This window comes from Anaerostipes sp. MSJ-23, from assembly GCF_018918155.1.
In the GTDB taxonomy this organism is placed as follows: Bacteria; Bacillota; Clostridia; order Lachnospirales; family Lachnospiraceae; genus Anaerostipes.
In genome coordinates this window covers 25760-51356 of the sequence record NZ_JAHLPY010000011.1, presented here as the reverse complement: position 1 = coordinate 51356, position 25597 = coordinate 25760, and the positions used below count along the sequence as shown (strand labels likewise).

The window sequence follows — 25597 nt, the reverse complement described above, 5'->3', positions numbered from 1 at the left end:
TCAAGAACTTTTTACAACTTTTTTTGTTGTAGTGAGCGTGCGGGGATTCGAACCCCGGACAACTTGATTAAAAGTCAAGTGCTCTACCACCTGAGCTACACACCCATGAGCTGGGGTAGCTGGACTCGAACCAGCGGTGCAGGAGTCAGAATCCTGTGCCTTACCACTTGGCGATACCCCATCATTTTTGTTCTGCTTAAGCTCTTCACTCAAGCAGCTCGTTAATATTACCATGCATTGTTACCATCTGTCAACACTTTTTTTAAATTTTTTTCTATTTTTTAAATAATTTCCTTACAAACCGCTATTTTTCGTATTTTTTTGCAAATGTTTTTTTTAATTTTTCATCTTCAGGCTTGCAAATGTTTTTTTCACAGCAAACCTGAAGAAAAAATTTGAAAAAAATATTATTTTTTATTCCGTCATTAACTTTTGAACCTCTGCCGCATCCGCTTTTTTTGTTTCTTTACGATATACAATCTCACCTTTTTCCATAACATTGAGGTAATCCGTATGTTCTAATACAAAGTCAAGATATTGTTCCACCATAAGAATGGTAATTCCTTTCCATTCATTGATTTTTTTGATCGCCACACCAATATCTTTGATAATCGAAGGCTGAATTCCTTCGGTTGGTTCATCAAGAATTAAAATTTTGGGTTCCGCAACAAGAGCTCTTGCAATTGCAAGCTGCTGTTGCTGTCCTCCAGAAAGTGCTCCACCTTTTCGCTTTGCAAATTGTGGAAGAATTGGAAACAAATCATAAATATAATCTGGTATTTTTCCTTTTCCTCCAAGCGGCTGCAACCCAAGTTCTAAATTTTCTTCTACTGTCATCTGTGGGAAAATATCTCTTCCTTGAGGAACATACCCAATTCCATTTCGCACTCTTTTATAAGTTGGCATTTGTATCAATTCTTCACCATCCATCTTAATACTTCCCTCTGGTGTTTTGATCAAACCCATAATACTACGAAGCGTTGTGCTCTTTCCAACACCATTTCTTCCAATTAAACTTACGATTTTTCCTTTCGGAACTTCCATAGATAATTTTCGCAAAATTCTGCTTTCTCCATAACAAGCATCTACATTTGATAATGTAAGCATTAAGATTCACCTCCTCTTCCAAGATATACAGACTGAACTGTTTTATCTGCTAAAACAGTATTAATGTCGCCTTCCATTAAAACTTTTCCTTCATGAAGAACTGTTACTTTGTCTGCGATCTGTTTGACAAAATCCATATCATGTTCAATAACAATAATTGTACAATCTTTTTTTATTTGTTTTAAAATTTCTCCTGTTCGAAATGTTTCTGGTTTTCCCATTCCTGCTGCCGGCTCATCTAACATAATAATTTCTAGCTTCTGCACAATCTGCATCGCAATTTCAAGCCATTGTTTTTTTCCATGAGCCAGTGCCCCAGCCCTTGTATTTATATCTTCTAAAAGTCCAACTTTTTCAAGGACTTCATGGATACTGTCTATTTCTTCTTTTGTTGGTTTTCGAAAAATGCTATCAAAAATCCCTTTATGCCCTTTCAAAGAAAGAATCATATTTTCTTCAACCGTTAAATTAACAAAAACTGAAGGAACCTGAAACTTTCTTCCGACACCTGCCTGTACAATTTTATATTCTTTCATTCCGGTAAGACGCATTTCTTTATCTTCTTTCGGATAATAAAGAACATTTCCTTTTGTTGGCTTTGTTTTTGCACAAATAATATCAAGAAGCGTTGTTTTTCCAGCACCATTTGGACCAAGAAAGAAATGAATGCTATTTCTTTTTACATTTGCTGTTACATCAGTCAATGCATAAAATCCATCAAAGCATACCGAAATATTTTTTATTTCTAATACATTTTCTTTCATAATTTCACGCTAAGAATTCTGTCTTAGCTCCCTCCTCTCTGCCTTTTTTCTCCTTCCAGAAGCAAAAAGATGATCTCTAACGATTCCTATAATTCCACCTTTGAAGAAGATAATCGTAATACAGAAAATTGCTCCTATCAAATACTGCCATACTTCTACAAGTCCTCCGGAACTTAATTTATATTCGCACATATTAATTAAAAATGCTCCTATCACAGCACCAATAATCGTTCCTCTTCCACCGACTGCAACCCAAATCACCATAGTAATCGAATATGCTATCGTCATCTGATTTGGTGTAATGCTTCCATTAAAGTTTACAAAGATTGCTCCTGCAATTCCTGCTAAAATCGCAGATAATACATAAATAAATGTTTTGTAACGACTCACTTGATATCCAGAAAAATAAGTTCTATTTTCTCCATCACGAATCGCAATTAAAAGCTTTCCAAATTTGCGTCCTGTTAAAAATTTTGCTCCTGCATAAACAAGAATTAGTAAAATCAATGCACTATAAAATAAAATCTGAAGATTTCCAAAATTCATGGAACCTTTAATACTTCCAAATACAGACTGAATATCTGTAATTCCGACATTTCCGTTTGTATAAGGAGATAACGCAATAAAAATAGAATATGCTGCCCATGTCAGTGCCTGAGAGATAATAGAAAAATAAACACCCTTTACCCTATTTTTAAAAATAAAATATCCTATAACTCCTGCCAAAATTCCCGGCACAAATAAAATCAAAAAAATGGATACCGGAAGGCTTAAAAATGGCTTCCATACAAGAGGAAGCTCTTTTAAACCTCCAATGTGCATAAAATCTGTAATACCTCCTCCAGTCCTTTGAAGTTTTAAATACATTGCCATGGCGTATCCTCCGAGAGCAAAGTATAACCCATGACCAAGACTTAGGATTCCTGTATATCCCCAAATCAAATCCAGTCCAATCGCTACAATGGCAAATGCCATACATTTTCCAATAAATAAAACCGTTGAACTTGCTTCAATCAACTCATACTGATACATGATAGGAACAAGTGCTAATAAGATGACAATTATCAGAAAGCAGATATTGCTTCCCTGTTTTTTTATTTTTTTCATAGAAGCCTCCTTTCCTTTTACTCATCCAAACTTCTGCTCTTGATGACAAATAAACCTTGCGGTCGTTTCTGAAGAAAAATAATTACAATTAATAAAACCAATGCCTTTGCAATCGTTGATGATGTATAATTTTCTGTAAAGATACTGGAAAATCCAATAATTCCAGAACCAAGAACCGTACCGGCAAGCTTTCCAACACCTCCAAGAACAACTGCCATAAAGGAATTAACAATATAACTTTGTCCAATGGTTGAATCAATAGATCCCAACAATGCAACGGAACATCCTGCAATACCCGCAAGTCCAGATCCTATGGCAAAGGTAATATTATCGACTTTTCTTGAATCAATTCCCATACACTGTGCCATCGGACGATTTTGCATAACGGCTCTCATTTTCTTTCCAAATCCTGACCGATAAATAACAAAGTACATACCTATGAGACAAAGAAGCACAAGAAAAATGATAAAAATACGATTATAAGAGAATGTACATCCTCCAATTTTTAATCCTCCCTGTAAAAAGGAAGGTGCTGTTACATTCACTCCTTGTGTCCCAAAAATACTTCTTGCAGCCTGCTGCAAAATCAAACTAATTCCCCAAGTAGCAAGAAGACTATCCATTTCTCTTCCATACAATCTTGAAATAACAAGTTTTTCAAGAATGCTTCCAAATAAAAAGGTAATTCCAAAAGCAATCGGAATTGCTGCAAAATAAAAAATCCATTGGATGCTTTCCGGCAAAAAGCCGGAAAACACATTTTGAACAACATAGGTTGTATAAGCTCCAATCATTACAAACTCTCCGTGTGCCATGTTAATCACACGCATCAGACCAAAAGTAATTGCAAGTCCAAGTGATGTCAAAAGAACAATGGAACTCAAACTCAACCCGTTAAATAATGTATTGATTAACTGTACCATTTGCAACACCTCGTTTCTTTTATTCTAATGGCTGAAGCTTTGCTTTCACTGCCCAGTCATAGGATTTTAAATATGGATCCGGTTTCACAGTTCCCTTTGTTTCATAGGTTGTATAAATTAAACCATCACCCTTGATCACACCAATGCGAACCGGTTTTGCAAGATGCTGATTATTTCCATCAATCGTTACTTTTCCTTCTGGTGCCTGGAAGGAGATCGTTCCTGTCTTAATCGCTTTTCTTACGTCATCAACATCAAAACTTCCTGCCTTTTCCACTGCTGCTTTCCATAGATATACTGCATCATAACCAGCTTCTACAGGATCAGAAGTTACACGATTTTTACCATACTTTTTCTTATACGCTGCAACAAATTTTTTGTTCTCTTTTGTATTCGTTGTCTCATAGTAATTCCATGAAACCATATGACCTTTTAGAATTTTGGCTCCGATCGTTTTTACCTCTTCCTCCGCAATAGAAAATGACATGGTCATATAATCTTTACTTGTATAATTTTTCTCTGCCATCTGCTTAAAGAACGATACATTTCCAGTTCCATTTAATGTATTAACAATAACATCTGGTTTCGCTTTTTCAATCTTTGCAATGACTGCAGCAAAATCTGTCTGATCCATATCGGCATATTCTTCTCCGACTACTTCCATACCAAGTGCTTTTGCCTGTGCTTTAATGATCATATTGGCTGTTCTTGGAAATACATAATCAGATCCAAGCAAAAACATTTTCTTATATCCCTTTTTCTTCAGATATTCGATTGCCGGTACGATCTGCTGATTTGGTGCGGCACCAGTATAAACAATGTTTTTAGAAGATTCCATTCCTTCATACTGTACTGGATACCATAACAGATTATTATAATCTTCAAATGCTGTCTTTACCGCCTTTCTTGAAGAAGAAGTCCAGCATCCAAACACGGTTGCCACTCCTTCACTATCAATCAACTTCTCTGCCTTTGTTGCAAAGGTAGAAGGTTCGGAAGCTCCATCTTCTTCTACATATTTAATTTTCTTTCCTAAAACGCCTCCACTTTTATTAATTTCATTGATAGCAAGAACTTCAGCATCTCGTACTGCCTCTTCACTAATCGCCATAGATCCAGTCAAAGAATGTAAAATTCCAACTTTTACAGTATCTCCTCCTCCGTTACTACTTCCTGTATCTTTTCTTTTTCCACACCCTGCAACACCAAATGCTAAGATAGCTGTCATTGCAAGAACAATTCCCTTCTTCCAGTACCCTTTCTTCATAACAATTCTCCTTTCAAAATAAAAAGCCATTACCGATTTTTCGATAACGACCTCTTTGCCATTGATTGATTCTTTCTATTTTTTTTGAAATTTTATGTTCAAATATTGTATGATCAGTTCCACACTCTGATCTCGTCCAATCCTCCCTGTATTTAATGTCATATCATATAAAATTGGATTCGTCCATTCGTCCCCACCGCTATAGTATTTATAATAATCACTCCGATAACGGTCTGTTTCTTGTATCATATGGTTTGCTTCCTCTTCTGTCACTGCCAGAAGATCCCGGATACTTGCCACACAATCTTTTCTTGGTGCCTCAATATAAACACTTACAACATTACTTTTTTGTCTCAAAATATGATTGGCGCATTTTCCAATAATGATACAGGATTGATTTTCGGCTAGATCTTCAATCACTTTCGTTTGTATACGAAATAGATTATCATCCGATGTAAATTGTTTTTCTGTTGGTCCAACAATATAATCTCTTCCTGCCATACGAGAACGCCGTCTGAAAATTGATTTTTTTCTTAATCGTTCGTCCACTTGATGAAAAAGATTTTCATTGATTCCACTATATTCCGATGCCATCGATAAGATTTTACTATCATAACACGGAATTCCAAGTTTTTTTGACAATTGTTTTCCTACATATTTTCCACCGCTTCCAAATCCCCTTGCGATGGTGATTACATAATTTTTCATCGTCGGTCTCTCCTTTCTGTCGTCTTGTTTGGATGGTTGTATCTTATCATGGCTTCTAAAAAGAGAACACCCAAAAAAACAGGAATTATCCTATAAAAAGCAGGAATTATCTGATTTTTTATGAATTTTGCCGGTATTGACTCGGTGTTTTTCCTGTATATTGTTTAAAAATCTTAGTAAAATAATCCGGAGAGGCATACCCAAGAATCTGACTGATTTCATAAGCTTTTAGGGATTCTTCCTTCATCAGTTTTTTGGCATATTCTATCTTCATCTGATTCATCATTTCTTTAAAAGATACATGAAAATGTGCTCTTGCAAGCTTTCCAAAATAATCTTTGCTGATTCCCATCTCTTTGGCACACTGTTCCATTGTTACATTTTCTTCTATATTTTCTGCGCAAAAAGTGCATACCTTTCTTATAAATTCATCCTTTTTGTCAAACATAAGCTTTTCCATAACAATATCTGAGAAATCAACAGATCCTTTTCTTTCTTTATCTATCTGGAAAACTTCCTTAACCCGAAGAAGCATTTCCTTAAGCTGCTGTCTTCTTACTGGTTTTACAAGGAAATCAAAAGCTCCAAATAAAATTCCCTGCCTGGCATATTCAAACTCATCATGAGAACTTACAAGAACCGTTACAAGTGGTATTTCCATTTCTTTGATCCGTTTTAATAAAGCAATTCCATCCATATCTGGCATACGAATATCTGTCAGAACCATATCAAACGACTGTTTTTCTATCTTTTCCAACGCCTCTTTTCCATTCTCTGCCGTTGCTGCAATGCGAAACCCACATTCTTCCCACTCTTTCATCTTTGTATACAAAAATCGCATATTTTCATCATCTTCCACAATCAAAACCTTATACATCATCTCTCACCTCATTTTTTATTTCTTTTATCAATACTTGTTTTGTTTGTTCCCATACATCCATAAGAACATCTAATTTAATCCTCTGCCCACCTTTTGCCTTTTGGTGCATTTTACACAATGTTATATAAAAAAGATTACAGTAGAGGCTTCCTGCGCTTCCCTTCATTTTGTGCAAGACACTTTCTACCGTTTCATCATCATTTTCCATCATAGCCTGACGGATTACATGAAACTGTTTTTCTTGACTCTTTAAAAACATTTCGATCAGTTCTTTATATGTCTGTCTGTCATCTCCCACAGTTTTTAATAATTCTTCCCCAAGAAAAATAGATGTATCTTCCTGCTCTAATACAAGTTCATGATTCAAAACATGAAGCAATTGGCCTGGACGCAATGGTTTCATGAGACAATAATCCATTCCCGCCTTTCTTGCTTTTTCTCTGGTTTCTCCTATTGCATCTGCCGTCAGTGCTACGATTGGAATCTTCTCATATCCGACAATTTTTCTTATATTTTCTGCCAATTCATATCCATTCATGTCTGGCATCCGAATATCAACCAGAATCAGATCATAAAGGGCCTCTCTTGCTTCTTTTATAGCATTCTTTCCACTGTCTGCCGTCTTTACTTCTAACCCTGCCTGAAACAAAATTTCCTTTTCCACTCTTAAATTCATAGTATCGTCATCAACAAGCAAAATTTTTTGTCCACAAAATTTTATTTCTTTTTTTTCATTTGAATGTTCAGTCTCCTTTTTTTTCTGCTCTGCTTTCTGAAAATTCATAGTAAAAGAAAAACAAGAACCTTGTCCTTCTTTTGATTTTACATGCAACGTATCTTTCCCATGATTGAATTCTTCAATCATTTTTTTCGTAATTGGAAGGCCAAGCCCAGTTCCACCAAATCTTCTTGTAATGGTTGTATCACTCTGTACAAAATCCTGAAAAATTTCCCCAATTCGATCTTTCGGAATTCCAATTCCTTGATCTGTTACAGAAAAAAATACACGATCATATTGTTCTTTCTTTTCCAATAAACATACTTTTAATGTAATCTTTCCATACTTTGAAAACTTAATTCCATTTCCAACAAGATTTAATAAGATCTGTTTTAGCCGAAACTCATCCCCGATCACAGTCTTTGGAAGCTTTTCATCAAATTCTATGGCCATCAAAAGTCCTTTTTCCTGTGCCGTCGGACGCATCATTTTTTCTACCTGCATTATCATATTTTTTATTTTCATAGGACGATATTCAAAAACCATCTGCCCAGACTCTATTTTCGAAAGATCTAAAACTTGATCAATCAATTTTAATAATCCTTGCGAAGAAAGATGCATAGAATGACAATAGTCTTTTTGTTTTGCTGTTAGTGGGCTTTTTTCTAATAAATATAAATAACCACTAATAGAATTTAATGGTGTACGAAATTCGTGACTCATTTTTGCTAAAAATTCTGTCTTCGCCTGACTGGCTTGCTTTGCTCTCTCACTTTCCTTTTGCAATCTTTCTGAAAGATGATTAAATTCTTTTCCAAGATAACGCATTTCATAAACACCAGATGGAAGCACTCGAATCTGTTTCTCTTTTTTACTAGCCATTGCCTTTGTATATTCACGAACTGGTCTGACATATAGCTTTGCAATAAGTACAATCCATGCTCCAATAATCACCGGAAGCAGACAGAGACTTCCTGTTTGCACTTTCAAAGCCATGGCTCTTCCTGATCCCTTTTTTCTTACTTCTGTATCCATTCTTTCATTAATACTTTTTTGAAATGCATGAATTGGGATCATAATTGATTGTTTTGCTTCTTCATAAGCATCATCATATAAAAGAGCAATCGCCTGTTTTTCTTTTTGCGATTTTGTCATTTTTTTATAGGCAGCTGGAAGAATCACATGTTCAACTCTCTCTTTATACTTTTTCTTCTTTGCATTATGATTAATCGTTACCCCAGAAACATCCATCTTCATTTTCATCGCCAATTCTTCCGTTTTTATCAACTCATCTGAATTTTTTTTTGCTTTCTTTAAAAGCGTTTCCTCGCGACTATAAAGACCTCCCTTTTCTAACTTTTCCAGCGCATCATCTCTTGCACGCACTTCACACACTTCTTCCCAATAATTATAGAAATGTCCTGAATCACCGGTGATCACATACTGCCTTGCCTCACTCGTCAAATAATCTGATGCATCTTCAAGCTGTTCTCCAAGTTTTGTCCAATCATATCTCTTTTTCTGTGCCTTAGCCTCCTCTTCTACACATTGATTAACATAATAACAACTAATCAGTGGAATAATGAAAACCACACAAAAGAGAAAACAGGCACTTCCCATAATCATCTGATTGGTTAACCCTTTCTTTTTTAGTTTCAATAGAACCTCTCCCTTCTATTTGTATAAAAAAAGAAGACAAAGAGCCTTTTTTGACCTCTTTGTCCTCTTTTCGTCCTGTCGTTTTTTTATTACTTTTTATCCTTTACATACTGACTTTTCCAAAATTCTTCCGTCACTGGTTCCTCATAATGGAAAAGAATTCTTCCTTTATTTCCCTGTTCAGAAAAACGACTTTTATTTTCTTGTTTTCCAATCAAAAGTTCTATAACTTCTCCACAGCCAGATTTCTCTCCGCGATGGTCATAAAAATAGATACTATCTCCTTCTTTTAATTCTCCTCGAACAAACTCTACCTCCATTGATCCTTTTTGTTCTTTCATCTTCTCCATAAATTCAATATAAGTAAGGCTTCCTGCCTGCTGATGCAGCCTGTAAATTCTTTTCCTTGCTTCCTCATTTTCACGGGATGGCTCTTCCTTCTTTAAATATTCCCAAAATTTCATACGTCATTCTCCTTCCCGGTTTTTTATATAGTTTCTTTTACTTTATCACAATTTTGTCTTCCGGAAAAGAGCACATTTTACATTTTGTATGTTGACACATTCCATAAATTATGTTAGATTGTCATTAAATAAAAAAAGAAATACATTGAGAAGGAGTAGTAGAATATCCGAGGCATAAAGAGAGCTGCTGGTTGGTGTGAAGCAGTTGTTAAGTATATTTGAACTCGCCTTTGAGTAGCATGCTGAACTTATAGTAGGCAGTGCCGGTTTCCAACCGTTATATTGGAGAGATATCGGTCTCTTAAGACCCGTATCGGAAATGAGTGCACATAATATTTATGTGAATTAGAGTGGTACCACGGAATGATCTTCGTCTCTATCCTTGCAAAAGGACTAGATTCGGAGTTTTTTTATTTATCGATTATAAGAAAGGAGGTTCATATTCATGATGAACCCAAACAAATATCAAAGACAATATTTTATGCCACCAGAAACTTCTCTTGACTGGACAAAAAAAGAGTACATCACAAAAGCTCCTACATGGTGCAGTGTCGATCTTCGTGATGGAAACCAGGCACTAATCATTCCAATGAGTCTGGATGAAAAAGTTGAATTTTTCAAATATCTTGTCCAGGTTGGTTTTAAAGAAATCGAAGTCGGTTTCCCTGCAGCTTCAGAAACAGAATATGATTTCTTACGTACATTGATCGAAAAAGATCTGATTCCTGACGATGTTACAATTCAGGTTCTAACCCAGGCTAGAGAACATATTATCAAAAAAACATTTGAAGCATTGAAAGGGGCAAAAAAAGCAATTGTTCATGTATACAATTCTACTTCTGTTGCTCAAAGAGAACAGGTATTTAAAAAATCAAAAGAAGAGATCATGAAAATTGCTACAGACGGTGCTAAATTATTAAAACGTCTAGCTGATGAAACAGAAGGAAACTTCTTATTTGAATATTCTCCAGAAAGTTTTACTGGAACAGAAATTGACTATGCACTGGATGTATGTAATGCTGTTCTTGATGTGTGGCAGCCACGTCCTGATTGGAAAGTTATCATCAACCTTCCAGTTACCGTACAGCTATCCCTGCCTCATGTTTACGCTAGCCAGATCGAATATATGAGCAAACATATGAAATATCGTGAAAATGTTGTATTATCTATTCATCCTCATAATGACCGCGGATGTGGAGTTGCAGATACCGAGCTTGCTCTTCTTGCCGGTGCAGACCGTGTCGAAGGAACCTTATTTGGTAATGGAGAACGTACTGGAAATGTAGATATCGTTACTCTAGCATTAAATATGTATACACATGGTGTTGATCCAAAACTTGACTTCTCCAATTTGCCAGAATTATCCAAGGCATTTGAACGTTTGACACGTATGTCTATTTATGAACGTCAGCCTTACTCTGGAAAACTAGTATTTGCGGCTTTCTCCGGATCTCATCAAGATGCCATTGCAAAAGGAATGCATTGGAGAGATGAAAAGCATCCAGAACACTGGAATATTCCTTATCTTCCAATTGATCCGAAAGACATTGGACGTGAATATGAAAGTGATGTAATCCGTATTAACAGCCAATCTGGAAAAGGTGGCATCAGCTACGTTCTGGAAGAAAACTTTGGTTTCCATATTCCTGGAAAAATGCGTGAAGATGTCGGTTATATGATTAAAGACGTCTCTGATAAACGTCATCAGGAATTAGTTCCTAGAGATATTTTGAAAGTATTTAAAAATGTCTATGTCAATGTTGATTCTCCTTACAAATTAAAGGAAGTTCACTTTGTACAAAAAGATGGTGGTATTGAAACAGAAATTTCTCTAGATAAAGCAGGTATTCCAAAAGTTTATCACGGAAAGGGAAATGGACGTTTGGACGCTGTCAGCAATGCATTGAAACGTCATAGTGATATGAATTATTCTATCGTTACCTATCAAGAACATGCGTTAAATGTTGGTTCTAACTCACAAGCATGTGCTTACGTAGCTATTCAGGAACCAAACGGAACCATCACATGGGGAGCTGGTATCCATGAAGATATTATTACAGCCTCTGTTCTTGCATTAATTAGCGCTGTAAATCGTCTAGATAGTAAAAATTAAATTTAAAGCTTTTTGTTTTTATAAAATATGAAAAAGGAGGCGTTGTTCTTGCAACAGCCTCCTTTTCTTATTCAAATATTTTAATTTTTCCATCAATTTCAGCAAAATAGCAAAAATTTTCTTTGACAATTTCTATTTTTGCACTCGTTGCTTCTATCAACTGTTTTTCTGTTTGTGTAACCAAATCTGATGAAACAATCAAGTCAAAGGTAACAACATCTGTATAATCTGTCCCAAGAACTGGTATCTCATTTGACGCAATCAAATACTGGATCTTTCCAACAGTTGTATAATCACATTGAATTTTAATTCTCTGCCCAAGACATTTTATAATTACCTGACTGTTTTTGATTCCTTCCTGCGTACTCTTTGTATAAGCACGAATCAGTCCTCCTGTTCCAAGCAATGTTCCTCCAAAATATCGAGTAACAACAATAACCGTATCAAATAATTGTTCTCCCTGAATCACTTCAAGCATCGGCTTTCCTGCAGTTCCACTCGGTTCTCCATCATCACTGCAACGAAGGTTTGGCTGCTTTGTCCCAACACTATAAGCCCAGCAATTGTGCCTAGCATCCCAATAGCTTTTTTTAATCTTTTCTATAAATGCCATTGCTTCTTCCTCATTTTCTACATGGGCTGTATGAGCGATAAATCTTGATTTTTTTTCTGAAATTTCACCTTCTCCACCTTCGTAGATTGTTTTATAAGCTTGTATCATCCTCTTCTTCCTCCATTACCATAAGCATATCGACAGACTCTGCCAGGGAAACCGGCGTCACCTGATAGCAAATCAGAGCTCTAACAATTCGTTCCACATAAGCCATGGAATGCGAGACTTTTTCAATTTCATCCCACTCTATCACATCACTGTTTTCTTTTTGTTTCTCAATTCCTATTCCATAAACATTCTGCTCCTGATCTTCCATTAAATAATAGGATACTACATTTTCCTGTACATTGTCATCTAAAAATCGATTTTTCCCTTTTAACTGTCTTGTTTTCATAGATTTTTTCTCCTTATAAAATTGCATTTCTCCCTCTGGCACTTTGTTTACTTGCACATCGTTATCTGATATAATGACACCCAGGAGGTTTTTTATGAAATATACCAAGCACAATGTATGGAAAAAGAAAGAAACACTTTCATCTGAACAAATTCGCAAACATTCCAGAATCTCTCTTTTTTTATTTAAATATATTTTGATTATTTCCATCGCCGTCCTTGTTGCCGGCCTTGGTCTTTCGGTCGGATTTGTGCGTGGTGTTTTAAAAACAACACCGCAGATCTCAAAAGAATCCGTCCACTCAAAAGGTTATATTACAACCATTTATGACAATAAAGGAAAGAAGATCAAAACGCTTTCCAATCATGATTCCAATCGGATCTATGTTCCGTTATCTGAAATTCCAAAATGCCTTCAGCACGCCTTTATTTCTATCGAAGACGAACGCTTTTATACACATAATGGAATTGATCTTTATGGAATCGTCCGTGCAGCTTTTCTCGGTATGAAAAATAATAATTTAAACCAGGGAGGAAGCACTCTGACACAACAACTGATTAAAAATAATGTTTTGGGCATTCAGCCTGAAAAAACGACTGTTGAAAAAATTGAACGTAAGATTAAGGAACAATCGATGGCTCTTGAATTAGAAGACATCGCCTCCAAAAAATATATTTTGGAAGAATATTTAAACACGATTAATCTTGGGGAAGGAACCCTCGGCGTGCAGACTGCATCGCAGAAATATTTTAACAAAAGTGTTTCTGACCTTACTTTGTCAGAATGTGCGGTTCTTGCAAGTATTCCAAAGAACCCGACACGTTATAACCCGATCACTCATCCGGACAATAATGCTGCCAGAAGGCTTCAAGTATTAAAAAATATGCTGGAACAACATTATATCACAAAATCTGAATATCAAAAAGCGGTTAGTGACGATGTTTATGCAAGAATTCAAAAAAATGCGGATAAACCATCCAATGAAAATAATCCAAACTCTTATTTTGAAGACGCACTCATCCTTCAGATCGTACATGATCTGAAAAGCCAGCTTGGATATGATGCAACCAAAGCTTATAATGCAATTTACAGTGGAGGTCTTAAAATTTATTCCACACAAGATAGCGAAATTCAAAAAATTGCAGACCATGTAACAAGTGACCCAAAAAACTATCCTTCCCGTACCAAAGTGTCTTTAACTTATACGCTAACGGTAAAAAATACAAATGGAAATGATGTTACTTACACAGAAAACAATGTATTATCTTATATGAAAAGACACCATCTTGGAAATAGCTTGATTTTTTCAAGTGCAAAAAAGGCAAAATCCGTTGCTGAAAAATTTCGGGATCATATCCGGTCCTCTGGTTCCACCGTTGTTGGAGAATTTCTCTCTACAACGATACAACCTCAGGTATCAATGACAATTATGAATCAATCAACTGGAAATGTAGAAGCTCTTGTCGGTGGACGTGGCACAAGAACTTCTGGATTAAGTATAAACCGAGCAACTAGCACCCAACGCCAACCAGGTTCTGTATTTAACGTGCTATCTGCCTTTCTTCCAGCACTTGACAATGGAAAAACACTTGCAACCGTTTATAATGATGCTCCATATAAATATTTAGACACCAATCGTATCGTAAAAAACAATAATGAAAGATATCATGGTTATTCTACGATAAGAGAAGGCATTACAAATTCCATAAATGTCGTTTCTGCAAAGGCAATCGCAGATATAACACCAAAAAAATCCTACCAATATCTTTTAAATCTCGGTTTTACTTCTCTTGTAGAAAATCAGATAACAGATAATGGTACAACTTTCACTGATGTCCGCCAGTCATTGGCACTTGGAAATCTTACTTATGGTGTCTCCAATCTGGAACTTACCAACGCTTATGCGTCGATTGCTAATGGCGGAGAATATCATAAATCTTCTCTTTATACAAAAGTTGTCGATCAAAATGGCAATGTATTGTTAAGCCGTTCTTCTGCTGGAAAACAAGTTATGAAACCTTCCACCGCATTTCTTTTAACAGATGCTATGCAGGAAGGTATAAAAGAAGAGACAAAGGCAAAACTTTCTTCCAAAATGGCAGTTGCCGGTAAAGCCGGAACAACACAAAATCAGTATGATCACTGGTTTAGCGGATATACACCATATCATACGGCTTCTGTTTGGATGGGATATGACAAAGATAGCCGTTTTGATTCTAAAAATCCGGAACAAAATATTTGGAGTAAAGTTATGAATCAAATTATAAAGGAAAAAAAGGAAACTAACGTTAATTTCAACCGACCTTCAGGTATTATTAAAGCCAAAATTTGCAAGAAATCTGGTAAATTGGCTATTCCAGGTGTGTGTGACCACGATCAGCGCGGTGATATGACAACAGAAGAATACTTTGCAAAAGGAACCATTCCTTCTCAAACATGTGATATTCATATAGCTATAAATATATGCAAAGATTCCGGACTTCCTGCATCTGGTAACTGTCCGAAATCAAAGATTGAGAAAAAAGTTTATCTCATCCGCCAAAATCATAACAAAGGACGCACGGATGATACACCATATCTTTTGCCATCAAACTTTGCCAACCGTATATGTAATAAACATTAAAAAACAACCATTTTGCATCGGTTTCTTATGATAATAAATTACACATAAAACAGTACTCCATAAATGGTGATGAGTCATTTGTGGAGTACTAATTGCTGTTGCCTTCTGGTTGCATTTTTATTATAAATAATAATTTTCTTATTGTTTCATTTTAGGTTGAAAAATCAACGATGCTAGATAGGAAAAAATAAGTGCTGCTGAAGTTCCAACTGCCGCAGCCGTGAATCCTCCTTCAAATAAACCAAGAAAACCATGCTGATCAACGGCTTCTTTCATTCCCTTCCAAAGACTGAACCCAAACCCAGACAATGGTACGGTCGCACCACATCCAGCAAATGCCTCAATTTTTTCATAAATTCCAAGCGCACCAAGCAAAACTCCAGAAATCACAAGCAATACCATAATACGTCCAGGCTGCAATTTGGTATGATCCATAAAAATTTGTACGATTACACAGATCAATCCTCCAACAAAGAACGCTTTGACATATTCCATTATGCTTCCTCTCTTTCTAGTAGCACTGCATGTGCAATACCACATACACTTTCACCCTCATTAAAACTTGTCTTTGACATCAGTGCCCCGGTTGGTACAAATAAAATCTTCTTCCAATATCCACTAATCAGCCGGCGCATTAACATAGAAGCAAGAACAACTGCACTACATGCACATCCTGATCCTCCAGAATGTGTATCTTGTGTTTCATTTTCATAAATTTCTAATCCGCAATCTCCATGTACCTCAGAAATATCATAGCCATTTTCTTTTAAAAGTCGAATCAGAATATCTTTTCCAACTTCTCCCAGATCTCCTGTATAAATCGCATCATAATCCTTTGGTTCTTTCCCATAATCTTGAAAATGTTGATAAATTACCTGCGCTGCTGCCGGTGCCATACATGCTCCCATATTCATAGGATCTTTCATTCCATAATCAACAATTTTTCCAGTCGTAATTCCGGTAATTTTTACTGGTCCTTTCTCTCTTGACACAATAAACGCACCAGAACCTGTCACCGTCCAAGTTGCAGATTGTGGTCTTTGATTTCCATATTCTAATGGAAACCGAAATTGTTTTTCTGCACTTCCAATATGACTGGAAGCTGTTGCTAGCGCATGTGTGGCATACCCTGCTGCAACCATCATAGAAGCTAAAGATAAAGATTCCCCTGCAGTTGAACACGCTCCAAACAAACCAAATAGTGGGATTTCAAGCTCTTTTAATCCATAAGAAGTCGCCGTATTTTGTTCTAATAAATCTCCTGCAAACGCATAACGAATCTCTTCTTTTGCAAGTCCAGCTTTTTTTATCGCCAACATTGCTGCTTGTCTCATAAAATGTCCTTCTGCCATTTCCCATGTTTCTTCTCCAAAGAAAGGATCTTCTATCACCTCATCAAATAGATCACCAAGCGGTCCCTCTCCTTCTTTTTGGGCAACAATTGAAGACCATCCAAGCAAATAAGGAGCTTTTTCAAATACAATACTGCTTTTTCCTCTCATCTGACTCATCCGATCCACCCCCATTGTGTTCCAAGAAAATAACAGATACCAGCAAGAAAAGCTGAAAAAATGCCATACAAAATTACTGGTCCCGCAATCGTAAAAATTTTAACACCGATTCCGAATACCTGTCCTTCCTTCTGATATTCAATCGCTGGAGAAGCTACAGAATTTGCAAATCCCGTAATTGGAACCAAGCCTCCAGCACCTCCAAATTTTGTAATTTTCCCATACAGATTAAATCCTGTAAGAATCACACTAAGCAAAACAAGCTCTATTGTTACATATAAAAGTGCGTCTTTTTTACTAATATCGAATACTTTCATCATTGTCTGTTTTATCATTTCTCCAAGCAGACAAAACGCACCTCCAACGAAAAATGCTCGAATACAATTTAACAAACTGTTATGCTTTGGTGTCATCTCTTCCACCATCTGTGAATATTCCTGTTTGGTTGGTTCATGTCTCATTTTTCCACTCCTTTCTTATCGAATGATATAAAACTGAAGATAACATCCAAACATTTTCCCAAGGGCAATGGCATAAATAATATAAGGAATCCCATCTCTTAATACAAATCTTCGTGAAAATATTGGAAGACTTTTTAACATCTCTGCCAATGCTCCAATCAAGCATCCTACAAAAATGCCGCCAAATAATCCAAAAAGGATTAACATTCCTTTTCCAAATGGAAGATGCCACCGATATAAAAAAACAACCGTTCCAAGAACTCCTCCAAGTGCAATACAATTTTCATAAGTTCTTGCATAACGAATAGTTTTTGTAAGACCTGCAAGCCTTGGAATCACCCCCACCATACTTAAAAATGCAAGGAAACTTCCTGCAATTAATCCTCCGGATGCAAGTCCATAAAAAACTAAAATGATTTTACGAATCCACATCTTCTTCCTCCTTCTTACGATCTGCATCAATAATTAACGTATCATTGACATCCCTCTCATAAAGTCTCATCTGGACTTCAAATGGCGTAGGATCATCATTTAATTTTATTTTTCCTGCATGATTAAAGAATATGATAATACCCATAGCAAGACCTACCGTATAAGAAAAGTGCAAAAGATTTGGTCCTTTCGCAGTTTCTCCCATAATTAACTCATACATATTGTGAAAAAGATCATCAATTCCAACGTCTGTATTATAAGTCATAATAGAAAATCCTGCCCCTAAAAAGGCAACCAATGAAACAAATACAAGTTTTATCCAATGAATCCATCTTTTTTCTTCTTTCCTTTCTTTATAGTAGATCATAAAATCTTCCGGTCCCATATTAACCACTTCTATTGTTTTATCAACTTCTTTTATTATTTCCACAACTTTTAAAATAGAAATTACTTTTCTTTGATTTCCCTTTTGTGGAAAACAATAAAAATTCATTTTTTTCATTTTATAAGCCAAATCTGGATCACTACAATATAAAGAAAGAATATCTTCTATTTTTACATCTCTATGATTCAGACAAACACTATCCTCTGCCTTTATATAAACTGTTTTCATCTTCATCACCTCTTTCTTATTATCTGTAATTTTTTCTATTTCATTCATAAGTTGCAAGAAGCGGTTGAAAATGTTATGATTTGATAGATAAGACTAGGAGGTTCTTAATATGGAAGATAACCAGCTGACTTTATATAAGTTAATGATTTTATATTTAATCAAAAAGGTAGATTTCCCACTAAGCAACTCCCAGATTTGTGAATTTATCATTGATAAAGGATATACAAACTATTTCAATGTACAACGAGCATTTCATGAATTAGAAGAAGAAGAAATGCTTCGTACGAAAACAATCCGTAATATGAGTCATTATTATCTGACGGAAATTGGAGATGAAGCAATTGAAATGTTCAGCTATCAGATTTCAGATTCTATCAAGAAAGACATTGCACAGTTTCTTGATGAAAAAGAATATGAATTGCGAAAAGAGACAGATCTGGAAGCCGATTTTTTCCCTGCAAAGCGTGGAGAATATACTGTACATTTAAAAATCAAAGAAAAAGACACCCTGCTTCTTGAATTAAATTTAAATGTTGTTTCAAGAGAACAGGCTGTCCATATTTGTGATCATTGGAATGATAAACATTCAGATGTTTATTCATCCCTGATTCAACAATTATTATTCTGATTTTTCTTCGTCCTGAGCTTCTATGTTCAGGACTTTTTCTTCAATAAAATCCCAAATTTCTTCTCTTCCCTGTTTGGATAATGCAGAAAATGGAAAAACAGGGGTTTCCTTATCCATCTGAAGTTCTGTACGAATTTCCTTGATATGTTTTTGTACTTGACTTCTTTTTAATTTATCAAGCTTTGTTGCAATAATCACCGGATGATATCCATTATGTAAGATCCAATCATACATGAGTACATCATTTTTCGATGGTTTATGACGAATATCAATTAGGAGGAATACAAGTTTTAACTGTTTTGAAGACTGAAGATAATTTTCAATCATCTGTCCCCATTTCTCCTTCACTGACTGTGTCACCTTTGCATATCCATACCCTGGAAGATCTACATAATAAAGTTCTTGATTAATATTATAATAATTGATGGTCTGAGTTTTTCCAGGTTTAGCTGAAATTCTTGCATAAGATTTCCGGTTCATTAATGCATTGATCAAGGAAGACTTTCCTACGTTAGACTTCCCGGCAAAGGCCACCTCCGGAAGCTTATTCTCCGGAAGGCGGCTGGTAATTCCGCATACGGTTTCTAAATCAACACTTTTTATAATCATAGTTATTTCTCCTTATCTGAAACCTTATTTTACGGTACCTGCCTTTATTTGTCAACGGATACATGATGAATCTGTTTTGTATTCTGAGTAATTGGCAGAATATGATAACCTTCTTTTTTCAATGTTGTAATCAAGGAATCTAATCCTTTTACCGTATGAATGGTCTCATGGAGATCATGCATAAGAACAATACTTGTCTTCTGTCTCCGAACATCTTTTAAAATATTTTCATTTAATTTTTCAGAACTTGCCTGAAAATCAAGTGCATCTCCGCTTAATGCATTCCAATCATAATAAAGCCATCCTTGTCTGTTCACATAACGGATGAATGGCCGGATGTCTCCAGCACATGTATTGCTGCTCCCACCAGGAAAGCGAAACATCACTGGTTTTGTTCCTGTAACCTCATATAAATAATTTTGAAGTTTTTTCATATCCTTCCCAAAAGCACCGACGGAAGAATAAATCTGGTCATAATTATGGCTGTAAGAATGCATCGCAAGTGTATGGCCTTCCAGCACAATCCTTTGATACATTTTTTTCGCTGTTTCTGTTTCTTTCCCAATGACAAAAAAAGTAGCCTTTACATGATGTTTTTTTAAAATATCAAGAATCTCGCCAGTATGATCTGATGGTCCATCATCAAATGTCAGATATACCTTTTTACTATTTGCTAAATTACTTGCAAGAAGTCCTCCCTCCCCTTCCTGTTGTCCTGCAATATGCATGAGATCTACATGATCTTGTGCCATCTGCCATGCAAAGCATGCCATCAAAAGAAACATGCATACAAATCCTGTGATTTTTCGTCCCATTGTTTTCCCTCATTTCTTTCTTAAGATCACAGAATTAGCATATACGAAAAACAAAAAAAGATACCGGAAAATTCCGGTACCTTTTCTTCATTTATAAAAATTGTAAAAATTATACTTCGAAGATCAGATCTCCATAGCTTGGCATTGGCCAATCTTCTTTTGCAACTAACATTTCCAGTTTGTCTGCTGGTTCACGAACTGCATTCATATCTGCAAAAATTGTATCATGATAGCAACGTGCCTGTGCTTCACTTTCCAGACTCTGTGCTTTTGGTACATCGGCTTCCAGAGTTGCAATTGCTGCAAACATATCATTTAAGTTTGCTGTAATATCTTTCAGCAGAGTTTCCTGTACAGAACTATCAATGCCAACGGCTTTTAATTCAGCAACGCCATTTGCCAGTTTTCTCTGATACTTCATAACGGCTGGTACGATCTGTTTCTTAGCAATATCAAGTGTAGCTAATGCTTCAATATTGATTGTCTGAGAATACTGTTCAAACAGAACTTCTACACGAGATTCCAATTCTTCTTTTGTAAATACACCAAATTTTTCGAACATTTCGATAGATTTCTTTGTTGTCAAAGTTGGGATCGCATCTACCATGCTGTGAAGATTTGGAAGTCCTCTTCTTTCTGCTTCTGCTACCCATTCATCAGAATATCCATTACCATTGAAGATAACTCTCTGATGTTCTGTTAATAATTCTTTTGTCAATTCATGAGCTGCCATTTCAACAGCTTTCTTTCCACCTTCTACTTTTTCCAATTTATCACAAATATCTGAGAATATATCTGCAACGATTGTATTTAATACAACGTTTGGATCTGAGATAGACTGTGTAGAACCAACCATACGGAATTCAAATTTATTTCCTGTAAATGCAAATGGTGATGTACGGTTACGATCTGTTGCATCTTTTTCAAAGTCAGGAAGAGAATGTACACCAGATGCTAATTTATCTCCATGTTTCGATTCTGTTGCTTCTCCTCTTGTTACTAACTGTTTTACAACATCTTCTAACTGATCTCCAAGGAAGATGGAAATGATTGCAGGAGGTGCTTCGTTAGCTCCTAATCTGTGGTCATTTCCTGGAGTAGAAGCAGACATACGAAGTAAATCTGCATGTTTATCAACAGCTGCAATAATTGCTGCCAGGATCAGTAAGAACTGCTGGTTTTCATGAGGAGTTTTTCCTGGGTCTAACAGGTTCTTTCCTTCATTTGTCACCATAGACCAGTTGTTATGTTTTCCAGAACCATTGATTCCTGCAAATGGTTTCTCATGAAGCAGGCATTTTAATCCATGACGTCTTGCAACACGTCTCATTGTTTCCATTAATAACTGGTTGTGGTCTGTTGCTACGTTATTAGAATTATAAATTGGTGCTAATTCATGCTGTGCAGGTGCTACTTCATTATGTTCTGTCTTTGCACTAATTCCAAGTTTCCATGCTTCGATATTTAAATCTTTCATGAATCCTTCGATTCTTGGTTTGATAATACCAAAGTAATGGTCATCCATTTCCTGTCCTTTTGGAGGCATTGCCCCAAATAAAGTACGTCCTGTAAAAATTAAGTCTTTTCTCTGTTTATATTTTTCTTCATCAACAAGGAAATATTCCTGTTCTGGTCCAACAGATGTACTGACACGTTTTACATTTTTATTACCTAAAACATTTAATAATCTTGTTGCCTGAATATCCAGTGCCTGCATAGAACGAAGAAGTGGTGTCTTCTTATCCAATGCTTCTCCTTTATAAGAGCAGAAAGCTGTTGGGATACATAAAATGCAAGAATCTTTTGTCTCTTTAATGAATGCAGGTGATGTACAATCCCAAGCAGTATATCCACGAGCTTCAAATGTTGCTCTTAATCCACCTGATGGGAATGAAGACGCATCAGGTTCTCCCTTGATCAGTTCTTTTCCGGAGAATTCCAGAAGAACTTTTCCATCATCTGTTGGGTTGATAAATGCGTCATGCTTTTCAGCAGTTACACCTGTTAATGGCTGGAACCAGTGTGTGAAATGAGTTGCACCTTTTTCAATAGCCCATTCTTTCATTTCATTTGCAACAACGTCAGCAATTGCAGGATTTAATTCTGTTCCTTCTTCGATTGTTTTCTTCAGATCTTTGTAAACAGCTTTTGGCAGACGAGCTTTCATAACACTGTCATTAAACACATGAGATCCAAAAATTTCTGATACATTAATTTTTTCCTTCATAGAGTTCTTCCTTTCTTCTCTTACATTTGAAGTATTATAATCTATCTATTTTTTTCCCGTTATAGAAAAAAAGGGACGACAAACAATATGAAACTAATTGTTTGACGCCCTTGTCAGTAACTTCATTGGTTATAGGATACAATGATTTTTTTTTAAAATCAAGCCTTTTTTTGTATTTTATGTAGTACTTTTCGCATTTTTTTATGTTTTTTCTCTTATTTTTTGTGTTTTTTGGACGTTTTGGGCGTATTTTTTTATTTTTTTAAGGGAAAATATTTTTTCTTATTTGCGCATTTCATACAACAAGGCATTGACAATTGCTGCTGCAACATTACTTCCGCCTTTTCTTCCTCGTGCCACAATAGATGGACATCCAGATTTAATAATTAATTCCTTTGATTCCACAACATTGACGAATCCAACTGGAACTGCAATGATGCCTATCGGATGAACTTTTTCTTCTTGCATCAATTCATAAAGGCGAACGAGTGCCGTTGGCGCATTTCCAATAGCAAAAATGACAGGCTTTGAAAGTCTAGATGCTTTTTCCATGCTGGCAACAGCTCTTGTTGTTTTATTTCTTTTTGCTTCAATGGCAACATCTTCATCACTCATAAAACATAACACTTCCCCACCATACTTCGAAAGTTCGCGTTTATTAATCCCAGATCTTGCCATCTGTGTATCTGTGACAATACATGCTCCATCTCTAAGTGCATTCTGTAAAGATTTTACCACGTCATCAGAAAAATACAAGTGATCAACATAATCAAAATCTGCAGTTGTATGAATCACTCTTTTAATAACCGGTGCCTCAATAGGGTCTAATATGCGATCTCCAAGTTCTTGTGTAATGATTTCAAAACTTCTTTGTTCAATCTCTGCCGGAAGTACTTTTTCCAGCGAAACCTTGCATCTTTTCATGTTTTTTCCTTTCTTAAAACTCAATTCCCTTTCTCGCCGCAATTCCACGATCATAAGGATGTTTTTGTTTTTTTACTTCAGATATATAATCGGAAAGATCCATTAAATCTTTGGATGGATTTCTTCCAGTCAATACAATTTCTATCTGATCCTTATATGCAGCGAGAAATTTTCTCAATACTTTTTGATCCAGTAACTTCTGATTACAAGCATGAAGAACTTCATCTAATACAATTAACGTTTCTTTTTCTGAATTTTTTGCAATCTCTTCTGCCTTTTGCAACATTTTTTTATATTGTTCTTTCATCTGTTGTTTTTGTTCCTGCGTCATATTTTTCGTAAATCCAAAAAAAACATCTGAATAAACAACATGAATCCCATCAATTTTTGATAACATTGGAATTTCTGCAGAAGTTCCATCCTTCATAAATTGAAAAAACCATACTGAAAAACCAGCTCCTGCTGCACGTAGGCAAAGTCCTACTCCCGCTGTTGTCTTTCCTTTTCCATCCCCATGATAAATTTCAAGCATGACTTCCACCTTTCTCCAAAATCCGGTAAACTTCTTTCATATCAAGATGGCTGCGAATACCATCTGCCAAAAGATCATACTGCTGATTGTGATACTCTTCCAGTGTAAGATCTGAAATTTCCTTAGGATCCAATCCTTTCTTCTGAAATAAAAATTTCAAAAATGCTTTGCGAAACTCTTCTTCATCAAAAACACCGTGGAGATAAGTTCCTATCACGTTTTCCTTCCAATATCCATCTTTTTTTCCCTTAAAAACTGCAAATGCCTGATGCTCTTGCGTAAAAATGGATCGTCCCATATGAATTTCATATCCTTTAATTTTTTTCCCAGAGAGAATAGCAAGACTTCCCAGTGCATCTAATGTAATCCCTTCGATTTGCGTTCTTGTCTTTTCCGGCTCAAAGATTGTATTCATCGGGATTAATCCAAGTCCACGAATACTTCCGTTTCCCTCAATTCCGTTTACATCCGTAATCTTCTCCCCTAGCATCTGATATCCACCACAAATTCCAAACAAAAGACTTCCTTTAGATACAAGCCTTAAAATAGTTCCTTCCAAACCGCTTTCACGTAACCACAAAAGATCCTTCATTGTATTTTTTGTTCCTGGAAGAATGATAACATCTGGGTTTCCAAGCTCTGATTTTTTATTTACATATCGAACAGAGATATTTTTTTCCATAGAAAGTGCTTGCATATCTGTAAAATTAGAAATCTTTGGAAACCTTATAACTGCAATATCAATAGCTTTTGTACATACTTTTTGTGAAAGTTCTTCTGCCAAAGAATCTTCTTCCTCAATGTCAACATTTAGGTAAGGAATCACCCCAACGACCTTCTTCTTACAAAGATTATGAAGCATAGAAAGTCCCGGCTTTAAAATTTCTTCATCTCCACGAAATTTATTAATAATAAGCCCTTTAATTCTTTCTTTTTCACTCACATTTAATAATTCAACCGTTCCATAAAGCTGTGCAAACACACCTCCCCGATCAATATCCCCAACAAGAAGTACTGGTGCATCTGCAATGGCCGCCATTCCCATATTTACAATATCATCCTGTTTTAGATTAATTTCCGCTGGACTTCCTGCTCCTTCTATCACAATAATATCATACTCCGATGCCAACTGTTCATAAGCTTTTTTGATTACCGGAATATAATCTTTTTTCTTTTTAAAGTAATCCATGGCACGCATATTTCCTTGGACTTTTCCATTAACAATTACCTGAGATCCCATATCTGTTGTCGGCTTTAATAAAATTGGATTCATTTTTACCGAAGGTTCCACACCACACGCCTGCGCCTGAACAACTTGTGCTCTTCCCATCTCAAGTCCTTCTTTCGTAATAAAAGAATTTAATGCCATATTTTGAGACTTAAATGGTGCCACTTTATATCCATCCTGTGCAAAAATTCGACAAAGTCCCGCTACAATCAAACTTTTCCCTGCATTAGACATTGTCCCCTGAATCATAATCGATTTTGCTTTTTTTTGCTTCATT

At 35.9% G+C, this 25597-nt stretch carries 25 protein-coding genes, 2 tRNA genes and 1 other annotated feature; of the genes, 3 read left to right on the top strand and 24 right to left on the bottom strand.

Going from position 1 to position 25597, the window contains the following annotated elements:
* Positions 1–32 precede the first annotated feature (32 nt).
* The 11 genes from KQI71_RS08325 to KQI71_RS08275 form a co-directional block, all read right to left on the bottom strand.
* Positions 33–105: transfer RNA gene (locus tag KQI71_RS08325), tRNA-Lys, on the bottom strand.
* A gap of 5 nt (positions 106–110) precedes the next feature.
* Positions 111–181: transfer RNA gene (locus tag KQI71_RS08320), tRNA-Gln, on the bottom strand.
* 233 nt (positions 182–414) lie between these two features.
* The gene (gene urtE, locus KQI71_RS08315; RefSeq protein ID WP_216435452.1) at positions 415–1107 is read right to left on the bottom strand and encodes an urea ABC transporter ATP-binding subunit UrtE; all 693 of its coding nucleotides are present in this window, start codon (positions 1105–1107) and stop codon (positions 415–417) included.
* The gene (gene urtD, locus KQI71_RS08310) at positions 1107–1871 is read right to left on the bottom strand and encodes an urea ABC transporter ATP-binding protein UrtD (protein WP_216435451.1); all 765 of its coding nucleotides are present in this window, start codon (positions 1869–1871) and stop codon (positions 1107–1109) included. Before urtD ends, urtE begins: the two co-directional genes overlap by 1 nt.
* A gap of 9 nt (positions 1872–1880) precedes the next feature.
* The gene (urtC, locus tag KQI71_RS08305) at positions 1881–2978 is read right to left on the bottom strand and encodes an urea ABC transporter permease subunit UrtC (RefSeq protein ID WP_253287998.1); all 1098 of its coding nucleotides are present in this window, start codon (positions 2976–2978) and stop codon (positions 1881–1883) included.
* 17 nt (positions 2979–2995) lie between these two features.
* Entirely contained in the window at positions 2996–3901 is a 906-nt protein-coding gene (urtB, locus tag KQI71_RS08300) for an urea ABC transporter permease subunit UrtB (RefSeq protein ID WP_216435450.1), read from the bottom strand.
* 19 nt (positions 3902–3920) lie between these two features.
* On the bottom strand, positions 3921–5168 hold the full coding sequence (urtA, locus tag KQI71_RS08295) for an urea ABC transporter substrate-binding protein (RefSeq protein WP_216435449.1): 1248 nt from the start codon (positions 5166–5168) through the stop codon (positions 3921–3923).
* A gap of 75 nt (positions 5169–5243) precedes the next feature.
* Entirely contained in the window at positions 5244–5876 is a 633-nt protein-coding gene (locus KQI71_RS08290; protein ID WP_216435448.1) for a cytidylate kinase-like family protein, read from the bottom strand.
* 118 nt (positions 5877–5994) lie between these two features.
* Complete coding sequence (locus tag KQI71_RS08285; RefSeq protein ID WP_216435447.1) at positions 5995–6756, bottom strand: response regulator transcription factor; 762 nt, start codon at positions 6754–6756, stop codon at positions 5995–5997.
* Positions 6746–9133, bottom strand: coding sequence for a response regulator (locus tag KQI71_RS08280; RefSeq protein ID WP_216435446.1), 2388 nt, complete (start codon positions 9131–9133; stop codon positions 6746–6748). Before KQI71_RS08280 ends, KQI71_RS08285 begins: the two co-directional genes overlap by 11 nt.
* Before the next feature lie 89 nt (positions 9134–9222).
* Positions 9223–9597, bottom strand: a complete 375-nt coding sequence (locus KQI71_RS08275; protein WP_216435445.1) for a hypothetical protein — start codon at positions 9595–9597, stop codon at positions 9223–9225.
* 136 nt (positions 9598–9733) lie between these two features.
* Positions 9734–9978: a binding site (T-box leader), on the top strand.
* Positions 9979–10042: 64 nt separating this feature from the next.
* Here KQI71_RS08275 and KQI71_RS08270 point away from each other — a divergent pair.
* On the top strand, positions 10043–11710 hold the full coding sequence (locus KQI71_RS08270; protein ID WP_216435444.1) for a 2-isopropylmalate synthase: 1668 nt from the start codon (positions 10043–10045) through the stop codon (positions 11708–11710).
* 67 nt (positions 11711–11777) lie between these two features.
* Here KQI71_RS08270 and KQI71_RS08265 read toward each other — a convergent pair whose 3' ends face one another.
* Both KQI71_RS08265 and KQI71_RS08260 read right to left on the bottom strand, forming a co-directional pair.
* A complete protein-coding gene (locus KQI71_RS08265) occupies positions 11778–12431 on the bottom strand; it encodes a YigZ family protein (protein ID WP_216435443.1) in 654 nt (217 codons plus the stop codon).
* Positions 12415–12717, bottom strand: a complete 303-nt coding sequence (locus KQI71_RS08260; RefSeq protein WP_216435442.1) for a DUF6514 family protein — start codon at positions 12715–12717, stop codon at positions 12415–12417. Before KQI71_RS08260 ends, KQI71_RS08265 begins: the two co-directional genes overlap by 17 nt.
* Positions 12718–12811: 94 nt before the next feature.
* On the opposite strand from KQI71_RS08260, the gene KQI71_RS08255 reads away from it, so the two are divergent.
* On the top strand, positions 12812–15340 hold the full coding sequence (locus KQI71_RS08255; RefSeq protein WP_216435441.1) for a transglycosylase domain-containing protein: 2529 nt from the start codon (positions 12812–12814) through the stop codon (positions 15338–15340).
* A 138-nt stretch (positions 15341–15478) separates the two neighbouring features.
* Here the strand turns inward: KQI71_RS08255 and spoVAE are convergent, their stop codons facing one another.
* From spoVAE to KQI71_RS08230, 5 genes are read right to left on the bottom strand one after another with little or no spacing between them, the layout of a single operon-like run.
* Entirely contained in the window at positions 15479–15835 is a 357-nt protein-coding gene (gene spoVAE / locus KQI71_RS08250) for a stage V sporulation protein AE (RefSeq protein WP_216435440.1), read from the bottom strand.
* Complete coding sequence (spoVAD, locus tag KQI71_RS08245; RefSeq protein ID WP_216435439.1) at positions 15835–16851, bottom strand: stage V sporulation protein AD; 1017 nt, start codon at positions 16849–16851, stop codon at positions 15835–15837. The genes spoVAE and spoVAD overlap by 1 nt, the downstream gene beginning before the upstream one ends.
* A complete protein-coding gene (gene spoVAC / locus KQI71_RS08240) occupies positions 16848–17312 on the bottom strand; it encodes a stage V sporulation protein AC (protein ID WP_216435438.1) in 465 nt (154 codons plus the stop codon). The genes spoVAD and spoVAC overlap by 4 nt, the downstream gene beginning before the upstream one ends.
* A gap of 15 nt (positions 17313–17327) precedes the next feature.
* Complete coding sequence (locus KQI71_RS08235; protein ID WP_216435437.1) at positions 17328–17744, bottom strand: stage V sporulation protein AB; 417 nt, start codon at positions 17742–17744, stop codon at positions 17328–17330.
* The gene (locus KQI71_RS08230; protein ID WP_216435436.1) at positions 17731–18357 is read right to left on the bottom strand and encodes a stage V sporulation protein AA; all 627 of its coding nucleotides are present in this window, start codon (positions 18355–18357) and stop codon (positions 17731–17733) included. Before KQI71_RS08230 ends, KQI71_RS08235 begins: the two co-directional genes overlap by 14 nt.
* 109 nt (positions 18358–18466) lie before the next feature.
* Here KQI71_RS08230 and KQI71_RS08225 point away from each other — a divergent pair, with 109 nt between their 5' ends.
* Positions 18467–18985, top strand: coding sequence for a DUF4364 family protein (locus KQI71_RS08225; protein ID WP_216435435.1), 519 nt, complete (start codon positions 18467–18469; stop codon positions 18983–18985).
* On the opposite strand, the gene yihA is transcribed toward KQI71_RS08225, so the two are convergent.
* The 6 genes from yihA to KQI71_RS08195 all read right to left on the bottom strand — a co-directional run bounded on the left by yihA (position 18977) and on the right by KQI71_RS08195 (position 25596).
* The gene (gene yihA, locus KQI71_RS08220; protein ID WP_216435434.1) at positions 18977–19594 is read right to left on the bottom strand and encodes a ribosome biogenesis GTP-binding protein YihA/YsxC; all 618 of its coding nucleotides are present in this window, start codon (positions 19592–19594) and stop codon (positions 18977–18979) included. The genes KQI71_RS08225 and yihA overlap by 9 nt on opposite strands.
* A 44-nt stretch (positions 19595–19638) precedes the next feature.
* Positions 19639–20409 carry a polysaccharide deacetylase family protein gene (locus KQI71_RS08215; RefSeq protein ID WP_216435433.1) on the bottom strand — a complete coding sequence of 257 codons (771 nt, stop codon included), beginning with the start codon at positions 20407–20409 and terminating at the stop codon, positions 19639–19641.
* A 109-nt stretch (positions 20410–20518) separates the two neighbouring features.
* Entirely contained in the window at positions 20519–22636 is a 2118-nt protein-coding gene (locus tag KQI71_RS08210; RefSeq protein ID WP_216435432.1) for a glutamine synthetase III family protein, read from the bottom strand.
* Positions 22637–22918: 282 nt separating this feature from the next.
* A complete protein-coding gene (locus KQI71_RS08205; protein WP_216435431.1) occupies positions 22919–23560 on the bottom strand; it encodes a precorrin-8X methylmutase in 642 nt (213 codons plus the stop codon).
* A 13-nt stretch (positions 23561–23573) separates the two neighbouring features.
* The gene (locus KQI71_RS08200; protein ID WP_216435430.1) at positions 23574–24092 is read right to left on the bottom strand and encodes a cob(I)yrinic acid a,c-diamide adenosyltransferase; all 519 of its coding nucleotides are present in this window, start codon (positions 24090–24092) and stop codon (positions 23574–23576) included.
* Positions 24085–25596, bottom strand: coding sequence for a cobyric acid synthase (locus KQI71_RS08195; RefSeq protein ID WP_216435429.1), 1512 nt, complete (start codon positions 25594–25596; stop codon positions 24085–24087). Before KQI71_RS08195 ends, KQI71_RS08200 begins: the two co-directional genes overlap by 8 nt.
* Between the last annotated feature and the right edge of the window lies 1 nt (position 25597).